Source organism: Rhizobium hidalgonense (assembly GCF_002914525.1).
In the GTDB taxonomy this organism is placed as follows: Bacteria; Pseudomonadota; Alphaproteobacteria; order Rhizobiales; family Rhizobiaceae; genus Rhizobium; species Rhizobium hidalgonense.
Genome location: NZ_LODW01000075.1, coordinates 23704 through 30132, shown reverse-complemented (window position 1 = coordinate 30132; position 6429 = coordinate 23704). Strand labels below are relative to the sequence as shown.

General features: G+C 59.0%; 5 protein-coding genes and 1 pseudogene. 2 read left to right on the top strand and 4 right to left on the bottom strand.

Annotated features, from left to right (window positions below; genetic code table 11):
- Positions 1–80: 80 nt before the first annotated feature.
- Positions 81–527, bottom strand: a complete 447-nt coding sequence (locus tag ATY29_RS24570) for a hypothetical protein (protein WP_244597438.1) — start codon at positions 525–527, stop codon at positions 81–83.
- 256 nt (positions 528–783) lie between these two features.
- Between ATY29_RS24570 and hemN the strand changes: the two genes are divergently transcribed.
- Positions 784–2136: an oxygen-independent coproporphyrinogen III oxidase gene (hemN, locus tag ATY29_RS24565; protein ID WP_097537395.1), complete on the top strand. Its 1353-nt coding sequence runs from the start codon at positions 784–786 to the stop codon at positions 2134–2136.
- Positions 2137–2662: 526 nt separating this feature from the next.
- Here the strand turns inward: hemN and ATY29_RS24555 are convergent.
- The 3 genes and pseudogenes from ATY29_RS24555 to ATY29_RS36985 form a co-directional block, all read right to left on the bottom strand.
- Entirely contained in the window at positions 2663–3022 is a 360-nt protein-coding gene (locus ATY29_RS24555) for a DUF1775 domain-containing protein (RefSeq protein ID WP_244597437.1), read from the bottom strand.
- A gap of 78 nt (positions 3023–3100) precedes the next feature.
- Entirely contained in the window at positions 3101–3544 is a 444-nt protein-coding gene (locus ATY29_RS24550) for a pseudoazurin (protein WP_064842777.1), read from the bottom strand.
- Positions 3545–3850: 306 nt separating this feature from the next.
- Positions 3851–4556 (bottom strand): annotated as a pseudogene (locus tag ATY29_RS36985) (helix-turn-helix domain-containing protein); the annotation flags it as partial.
- 242 nt (positions 4557–4798) lie between these two features.
- Here ATY29_RS36985 and ccoN point away from each other — a divergent pair.
- Positions 4799–6421 (top strand): cytochrome-c oxidase, cbb3-type subunit I, encoded by a 1623-nt coding sequence (gene ccoN, locus ATY29_RS24540; RefSeq protein ID WP_097537394.1) that lies wholly within the window; start codon positions 4799–4801, stop codon positions 6419–6421.
- The last annotated feature ends 8 nt before the right edge of the window (positions 6422–6429 follow it).

Below are 6429 nucleotides of genomic sequence, written 5' to 3'. Positions count from 1 at the left end.
GGAGGAAATCTCAAAGCCGGTCAAGGATGCTTTTGACAAGGTGCTGACGGACCTCAAGGCGACGTAAAACTGAGGAGACCCTAGAAATACCGCGCGGTGATCTGCCCGGTGAAGAAACACCTGAAGTTCGCACTCGCTTCGATGACCGCCCGGTAACCCCGATCTTTCCCATTCATCTTCTGTGCACGGCTGATGCGCGGGACCATGTCTATGGCGCTTATATTCGCGCCCGAATGCAGAGCCCGCTTGAGCAACTCATTGTTGGCTGCGGGATAGAAGAAAGCGATTAGCGTCTTTTCAGGCGACAGCAGGGCGACCTCATTGATCGAGGCGCACCTTGACGTCGGCGGCCGCGGCGAGGGCCTGTGGAATTGGAAAACGACCACGACTTCCGCGTTTCGGTAGGCTTCGCTCGAGATTCCCGCCGTTAGGCCGGCACCAGTTCCACTGGCGATCAACAAACTATCGCCGGGGGCCAGCGCATGGAGTGAGCCGAAACCGTGGGATGGCTCGACCGGCGACAGCACGCGGACACCAATTTGTTTCACCCGTTTTGCGTATCAGTCATTCTTGCTCATTTCCTTGTGGCACGTCTCTTCGAACAGCCGGGACCGCGGCTCGACCCATGTCAGAACGAGATGTTAGGCGGGTTCGAAAGTGCTGACTTTCACAGCGGACAAAGATCCGGCTGATTCTGGCCTGAGACGTCATCATTGATTTGGGACAAGGAAGCCGGCGCGGCCGGAGGTCATAAAGCATCCTGTTTTGAAAAGGGATGCGAAAATGTCTGATGATCTGATCGCCAAATACGGCGATGCGCGGGTTCCGCGTTATACGAGTTACCCGACGACGGCGGCTTTTTCTGCAGCCGTGGGGCCGGATGAATATGCCGGCAATCTCGCCCATATCGCCGCGGCTGGCCCGGTTTCGGTTTATCTCCACGTCCCGTTCTGCCGTTCGATATGCTGGTACTGCGGCTGCCACACGACCATCACCCGGCAAGACGCTCCGGTCGCCGACTATCTCGACGTGATGAAGGAAGAGATCGAGCTCGTCTCTTTTGCGGCCGGAAACGACGTGCCCGTCAAGTACGTGCATTTCGGCGGCGGCACGCCGTCGGTCATGAAGCCGCAGGAATTTTCGGCTCTAATGGCAAAGCTCAGGAGTGCCTTCACGTTTGAAGCGAAAGCCGGCGTCGCAGTCGAGATCGACCCTCGCACATTGGTCGCCCCCATGATCGATGCGCTCGCCGAAAACGGCGTCGACCGCGCAAGCCTCGGCGTCCAGAGCTTCGATCCGATCGTGCAGGCCGGTATCAAGCGGCTGCAATCCTTTGAGCAGACGGAAAGGGCGGTCGCCGGGTTGCGCTCAGCAGGCGTCAGCAGCATCAACTTCGACCTAATTTATGGCCTTCCGAAACAGACTGTCCAATCTTGCATCGAGACGGTCCGGCTGGCTGCAGAACTGCGTCCCGAACGTTTCGCCGTTTTCGGTTACGCTCACATACCCGCTTTTAAGAAACATCAGCGCCTGATCGACGAAGCATCGCTGCCGGACGCAAAACAGCGGAACGAGCAGGCGGAAGTGATCGCCGAGGAGCTCCAGAAGGCCGGATATCTGCGCATTGGGCTCGATCATTTTGCACTGCCGAACGATCAGTTGGCGCTCGCCGCGCGCAACAGAGCGCTGAGGAGAAACTTCCAGGGCTATACCACGGATGATTGCGATAGCCTGATCGGCCTCGGCGCATCTGCGATCGGGCGGCTGCCGGCCGGCTATATGCAGAACCACGTGCCTCTCGGCCTCTATGCCGAGCGAATTGCCTTCGGGGTGCTGCCGACCGCCAAGGGATATCTTCTCAGCGAGGAGGACAAGCTTCGGGCGAGGGTCATCGAGAGGCTGATGTGCGATTTCGAAGCCGATCTCGGCCAGTTGAGCAGCGGATCGGGTTTCGACACCGGCTTCCTTGTCGAGCGCAACGACCGTCTCGGCGAGCTCATGGCCGACGGCGTCGTGACGATCAGCGGTGAGCGGATTGTCGTATGCGAGGAGGCGCGCTTCATGGTCCGTGCAGTCGCGGCGGCATTCGACGCCTATTTTAGCTCGCACGGGCACACGCACAGCAAGGCAGCCTAGTACTTGTCGCCGGAAGTGTTCATCGGTTCCGGCGACACGAAACGCATCAAAGGCCGCGCGAGAAGACATCGAGTTCCCGTTTCTCGATCGAGGACCCTGCAGTTATCTTCCCAGGAGTCCCGTCGACAACGGCACGTCGAGGAGGATCGACGTCGCAAGTTCGTGTGAAGCAGGGCGGGCGCACTTACAAATACGGTCATCGGGCCGCCCTGTCACAAGTAGATGGGCGCCCGTATCACCGCCTGGACGTCGAGGTCGTTATCGTCGAGCTTTTCGGCTCATTCAAATACAGCTCGATCTCGGCAGGCCCCGGCCCAGGGTATCGTTGGCGACTGACGTCGAACCTTTAAGGTGGCGTGGGCAAGCGCCGGTCCGCAGAGTTGTGCCCATCGCGATTATGGCGGCCGCGCAGGCGCCTGAAGGAGCCTTTTCGCGAGGTGAGCTACCGAGCGCCACATGATCGACGGCTCTCGCCCTCTCACGAACGCGGTTGTTCGAGCACGTCGAAGGACGAGGCAGGGGTCTCCTAGTTGTAGGACTTGCCTGCCGCGGGGATTTCGATCAAACGTTCGACGGCGCCTTCCGTGCAATCTTGGGTAACCAGAACGAGACCCCGGGTTTTGGCTGGCATCTCCTTCGCGACTGCCGCGCAAAAAAACGACCTCGTTATATTCGTCGTCAGCGAGATTGCCGCCGGGCTAGTGATCTTGCCCACGCGTTCCTTCACAGGTCTGCCGTGCAGATCATAGCTCTTTTCACAGGCCACATTCACTTTCTCGACGGTCCCACCAGGTTTCGGCATCGGCTTTGCCGACAACCGTGTCCGACCACTGCCTTGGACGTCTTGCCTGACAGCGCCTGGCTGTGCTCGATGCTCACTGAGCATCAGCTGCTCCTGGCGAGGCAAACAGCTGCCACGAAAGCCATCGTCATGGGCTGCGCGGTCATCCGCACCTGCTGTGTCTCACTGGGTGATGTTTGTGAGGTCGGCATCGAGCCGCTTGCGCACCATGTTCGGCACCTTTGCGGTCTTGATCGCTTCGAGATTGGGCGGACTGTCACCCACCTGGATCAGGGCAACCATGCCCATGCCGGAATGTGGGGTGCATTTCAGGACATAGACGCCTGGAACATCGAATCTCGCGCGATATTGCTCATTCGGCTTTGACTTGAAGTCGGCAACGCCATCCGGAATGAGGCCTTTGAAGGTTTCGACGTTGTGGCCCTTGTCGGTGGGGATGAAGGTGACGGTGTCGCCGGGGGCGATCTTCAGGAAGCCAGGCTCGAACACCATCGCGCCTTCCGTGCCTTTGTTGAGCATCCGAACCTGGTGATCGGCCGCCATCAACGGCGCTGCCGAAACAATCAAGGCTGCCGCTGCAGCGATCAGACCGAATTTTAACCGCATTTGCAAGCTCCTGTTCTGCGAGACCCAATCAGCCTCATGAATGTGTCTTAGCAGATACCGGAATTGGGCTCTTTGACGCCCGTCAAATTCGAGGAAAAAAGGCAGAGGGTCCCAATTTTTGCCTGCTTGCCCAGCGCCCTTGCGAGGGACATGGCAGCCTGCAAGCGATGTAGGAATCACCGAAGGACAAGCACGCTCGGCGAACGTCGGCGCTGCTGAACAGCTTGGGATTGCCGTGACTGAGCTCATATCGCGTCGAGAAGTTCGCGGAGGGCATGAATGTCGATCCCGCGGCTTGTCGCGTGTGTTGAGGTTTACCCTCTGACAGAAATCCTCGGAAAAATCATCAGTGTCGCCCGATAACCGGGCAAGATTGACGTTCCGCAGGTCGTGCCTGCCCTCGGGAATAACGATGTTGCGCGACGCAAGTTTCGTAACGGTGTGGGCCAGGGTCTCAATGGTCGGGCCGAGATGATCCGCAATGTCTTGACGATTCATGGAAGCGCGCAACGGACCTTGGCGGACGCGGGTTGCGCCGGAATGCAAGCTTCACGATGAAGCTGCAGGGGCGCTCCTCGGCGTTCTTCTTCGGCAACAGCACCATCTGTTCATGCGAAGCGGCCGCCTCCTGCCAGAGCAACGAGAGCTAGGTCGAGCGAGCGCATTAGGCCGAGCGACTTCGCCGTGGACACTCATGTGCGATATCCGGCGGATCTTGCATTCGTGACGGCCTCAGACGTAAAAAGGAAATCGTTTTGCAGCGACGCGCCGTCGAGATTGCCGGCGAATTGAAGCGATTATCACGCGACGATCTTCGCCGATGATACGAAGCAGGCGCACGACACCTTCTTCCACCTGGACAAGATGGTTGCTTATCACCCTCCCACCAAATCGCCTTACCGGCTGCGACGGCCTCGGCCGCCGAGCCTACGAACAGCGAAGAGAGGGATTGGCCGGCATGTATGGCTTCGCGCCGCTTCTCGCCATTGTCGAACGCGTGTTTGTTCTGCACAGCATCTTCATCGCCCCTTGTGGCAGTGGGTGCGGCAGAAAGCAGCTGCGTCACACGGGAATAAGCGGGCGGTGCCAAAGGGGGGAAGTTTGCAACAGAGTGTAACAACGCCGGTTCGTCCACCGCTTCCAGTCCGCTTGTTGATGTAGATCAAGGAGCCGTTCCCGTCTTCGTGACAGTCCTGCCTCGAAATCCGAGAAAGCCGGCCGCGAGGCGGTCGTCTGCGCATTGGAGACGACATCATGAATTACACGACAGAAACGATGGTGATCGCGGTCGCAGCGTTTCTGGCGCTGCTCGCGGCCGCATTCGCGCACGATCATCTGTTTGCGGTCCATATGGGTATACTTTGCCTCTGCCTGGTTGCGGGAACGCTGCTGCTTGTCAGAAACGCAGAGTTTTCGCCGACGGGCCAACAGCGCAAAACAGAGCTTACGGGCTATTGCGACGAGGTAATCCGCTACGGCCTGATCGCTACGGTGTTCTGGGGCGTCGTCGGCTTCCTCGTCGGCGTGATCATCGCGCTGCAGCTCGCCTTTCCCGACCTCAACATCGCGCCCTATTGGAATTTCGGAAGATTGCGGCCGGTTCACACATCGGCGGTGATCTTCGCCTTCGGCGGCAACGCGCTGATCATGACATCCTTCTATGTGGTGCAACGCACCTGTCGCGCGCGTCTCTTCGGAGGAACACTCGCCTGGTTCGTCTTCTGGGGCTACCAGCTGTTCATCGTGATGGCTGCGACCGGCTACGTGATCGGCATCAATCAGTCGCGCGAATATGCCGAGCCCGAATGGTACGTCGACCTGTGGCTTACCATCGTCTGGGTCGCCTATCTGGCCGTCTATCTCGGAACGATCCTGAAGCGCAAAGAGCCGCATATCTACGTGGCAAACTGGTTCTATCTCAGCTTCATAGTCACCATTGCGATGCTGCATGTGGTCAACAACCTCGCTGTTCCGGCGTCGTTCCTCGGCTCCAAGAGCTATTCTCTCTTCTCCGGCGTCCAGGATGCACTCACCCAATGGTGGTACGGCCACAACGCCGTCGGCTTCTTCCTCACCGCCGGCTTCCTGGGGATGATGTACTATTTTGTGCCGAAGCAGGCCAACCGGCCGGTTTATTCCTACCGGCTGTCGATCATCCACTTCTGGGCCCTGATCTTCATGTATATCTGGGCCGGCCCGCATCATCTGCATTACACGGCGCTGCCTGACTGGGCGCAGACGCTCGGAATGGTCTTCTCCGTCATGCTCTGGATGCCCTCCTGGGGCGGCATGATCAACGGTTTGATGACCCTTTCGGGCGCCTGGGACAAAATTCGCACCGACCCGATCATCCGGATGATGATCGTCGCCATCGCATTTTATGGGATGTCGACCTTCGAAGGCCCGATCATGTCGATAAAGGCGGTCAATTCGCTCAGCCACTATACCGAATGGACGATCGGTCACGTGCATTCCGGAGCACTTGGCTGGGTGGGTATGATCACCTTCGGGGCGATATACTACCTGACGCCGAAACTGTGGGGGCGCGAGCGCCTCTACAGCCTGCGGATGGTCAACTGGCACTTCTGGCTCGCGACGCTCGGGATCGTGATCTACGCCGCGGTGCTCTGGGTCGCGGGCATCCAGCAGGGGCTGATGTGGCGAGAATACAATTCCCAGGGCTTCCTCGTCTATTCCTTCGCTGAAACGGTCGCGGCGATGATCCCCTATTACGTGCTGCGTGCCGTCGGCGGAGCACTCTACCTAGCGGGTGGCCTCGTCATGGCCTGGAACGTGTTCATGACGATCCGCGGCCACCTGCGCGACGAAGCGCCAATCCCGACCAGTTTGGTGCCCCAGGCACAGCCTGCCGAGTGAGGTGAGAC